At 43.4% G+C, this 2,539-nt stretch carries 2 protein-coding genes and 1 pseudogene; all 3 read left to right on the plus strand.

Annotated elements, in window-relative coordinates; translation table 11 throughout:
* The first annotated feature begins 307 nt into the window (after nt 1-307).
* Entirely contained in the window at nt 308-1,093 is a 786-nt protein-coding gene (gene sufC, locus WB217_RS01815) for a Fe-S cluster assembly ATPase SufC (RefSeq protein WP_423990099.1), read from the plus strand.
* 18 nt (nt 1,094-1,111) lie between these two features.
* Nucleotides 1,112-2,419 carry a Fe-S cluster assembly protein SufD gene (gene sufD, locus WB217_RS01820; protein ID WP_423990100.1) on the plus strand — a complete coding sequence of 436 codons (1,308 nt, stop codon included), beginning with the start codon at nt 1,112-1,114 and terminating at the stop codon, nt 2,417-2,419.
* Nucleotides 2,419-2,539: pseudogene (locus WB217_RS01825) on the plus strand (cysteine desulfurase); the annotation flags it as partial. The gene sufD and the pseudogene WB217_RS01825, both read left to right, overlap by 1 nt.

Genomic DNA, 2,539 nt, shown 5'->3' on the forward strand with positions numbered 1-2,539 from the left:
TTGTGAAGCTGACGCTTCACAAGCTTTTCAGCTGGCGCTGAAAAGCTGCCGAGTGAAAGTAAAACGCTGCGAGCAAATGAATTTGCTCGGTCGTGTCACTTTCACTCGGCATGAGCCAAAAATCAATGGTGGGAAGGCTTACAACATGTGACAAGATTCTGCTGCTTGCGATGAATTTCTTTCCACTCTTAAAGAGTTGCTAACACTTTTCATTTGTTATAAGATTGTAATGAGAATAAAATGAGAATAGAGCTAAAGACCGCAATAGTCGGCTTAAAATCTTTTCTATATTGATGGAGGTATTATCATGGCAGGATCTGTATTATCAATTAAGGACCTTCACGTTGAGATTGAAGGTAAAGAGATATTAAAAGGTGTTAACCTTGAAGTTAAGGGTGGAGAAATTCACGCGATCATGGGACCAAATGGTACAGGTAAATCTACATTATCTTCTTCAATCATGGGACACCCTAAATATGAAGTAACAAGCGGTTCAGTTTCGCTTGATAACGAGAACGTACTTGATATGGCAGTAGATGAAAGAGCACGCGCTGGATTGTTTCTTGCTATGCAATACCCTAGCGAAATCAGCGGTGTTACAAATGCTGACTTCTTGCGTTCTGCATTAAACAGCCGTCTTGGCGAAGGAAATGAAATTTCATTAATGAAATTCATCCGCAAAATGGATAAGCAAATGGAATTCCTTGAAATGGATTTAGATATGGCACAGCGCTACCTTAACGAAGGTTTCTCAGGCGGAGAGAAGAAGCGTAACGAAATTCTTCAGCTAATGATGCTTCAGCCAAAAATTGCGATTCTGGATGAAATCGACTCAGGTCTTGATATCGATGCATTGAAGGTTGTTTCTAAAGGAATCAACGAAATGCGCGGTGAAGATTTCGGCTGCTTGATCATCACACACTACCAGCGTCTTCTTGACTATATCACTCCTGACTTTGTGCACGTTATGATGCAGGGCCGCATCGTTAAGTCTGGCGGACCTGAGCTTGCACAGCGCTTAGAAGCAGAAGGATACGACTGGATTAAAAAAGAACTAGGCATCGAAGACGAAACAGTTGGGCAAGAAGCGTAAGCGTTGGGGGGATTTATAATGACGACGGAAACGAAATGGCCTTTTGACCAGGAGTACATCACTTCCTTCTCAAAAGAAATGAGCGAACCGGCATGGCTGACAGAACTTCGCGTTCAGTCTCTTGGAAAAGCTGAAGATCTTCCAATGCCAAGACCGGATAAAACAAAGATTGATAAATGGAATTTTACACAATTTGAAAAACTCCTTGTGAAAAGTGATGTTTTCTCTTCTATCGACGAACTTCCTGAAGAGGTAAAAGCGCTAGTTGATCAGGAAGCGAAGGATAATAGCCTTTATGTACAGCGCAACAACAAGCCTGCCTACCTTCAATTATCAAAAGAAATGCAGGAACAAGGCGTAGTATTCACTGACATCTTTACAGCAGCTCGTGAATACAGCGATTTGTTGAAGAAATATTTCATGACTGCCGTTAAGTCTGATGAAAACCGTTTAACAGCTCTTCATGCAGCATTTGTAAACGGTGGAGCATTCCTTTATGTTCCTAAAAATGTTCAGATCAAGAACCCGATCCAGGCGATTTTCCTGCATGATGATGCGGAAGCAAACCTGTTCAACCACGTTCTTGTCGTTGCTGAAGACAACAGTTCTGTAACATATGTGGAAAACTATATCTCAACTACTGGAAAAGTGAACGGCTTAGTCAACATTGTGACTGAAGCAATCGCTGGCCAAAACGCTAAAATCCAGTATGGCGCGGTTGACACTCTAGCTGCCGGACTTACAACATATGTGAACCGACGCGGTCAAGCAGGAAGAGATGCTCGCATCGAGTGGGCTCTTGGATTGATGAACGATGGCAATACCATCTCTGAAAACGTTACGAACCTTGTTGGTGACGGTTCATACGGTGATACTAAGATGGTTATGGTTGGACGCGGGGAGCAAACTCAGAACTTCACGACAAGCATCATCCATTTTGGCAAGAATTCAGAAGGCTATATCCTTAAGCACGGCGTAGTGAAGGATAGTGCTACTTCTATCTTCAACGGAATCGGAAAGATTGAGCATGGTGCTTCTAAATCTAACGCAGAACAAGAATCTCGAGTTCTTATGCTGAGTGAAAAAGCACGCGGAGACGCAAACCCAATTCTACTGATCGATGAAGATGATGTAACAGCAGGCCATGCGGCTTCTGTTGGGCGCGTTGATCCTTTGCAGCTTTACTACTTGATGAGCCGCGGTATTCCGAAGACTGAGGCAGAGCGCCTTGTCATTCACGGCTTCCTTGCACCTGTAGTTAACGAACTTCCAATCGAGGGAGTTAAGAAGCAATTGGTGGAAGTCATCGAAAGGAAAGTAAAATAATGAACGCCCGCGAGATTCGTGAATTATTTCCGATTTTACATCAGGAAGTCAATGGCAGCCCGCTTGTCTACCTTGACAGCGCGGCAACTTCACAAAAGCCGGTGCAGGTAATCGAAGCAC

Source organism: Mesobacillus sp., assembly GCF_049588175.1.
Classification (GTDB): domain Bacteria; phylum Bacillota; class Bacilli; order Bacillales; family Cytobacillaceae; genus Mesobacillus.

Coding starts and splice junctions, on each gene's coding strand:
- sufC (WP_423990099.1), top strand. CDS start 308: ATGGCAGGATCTGTATTATCAATTAAGGACCTTCACGTTGAGATTGAA.
- sufD (WP_423990100.1), top strand. CDS start 1,112: ATGACGACGGAAACGAAATGGCCTTTTGACCAGGAGTACATCACTTCC.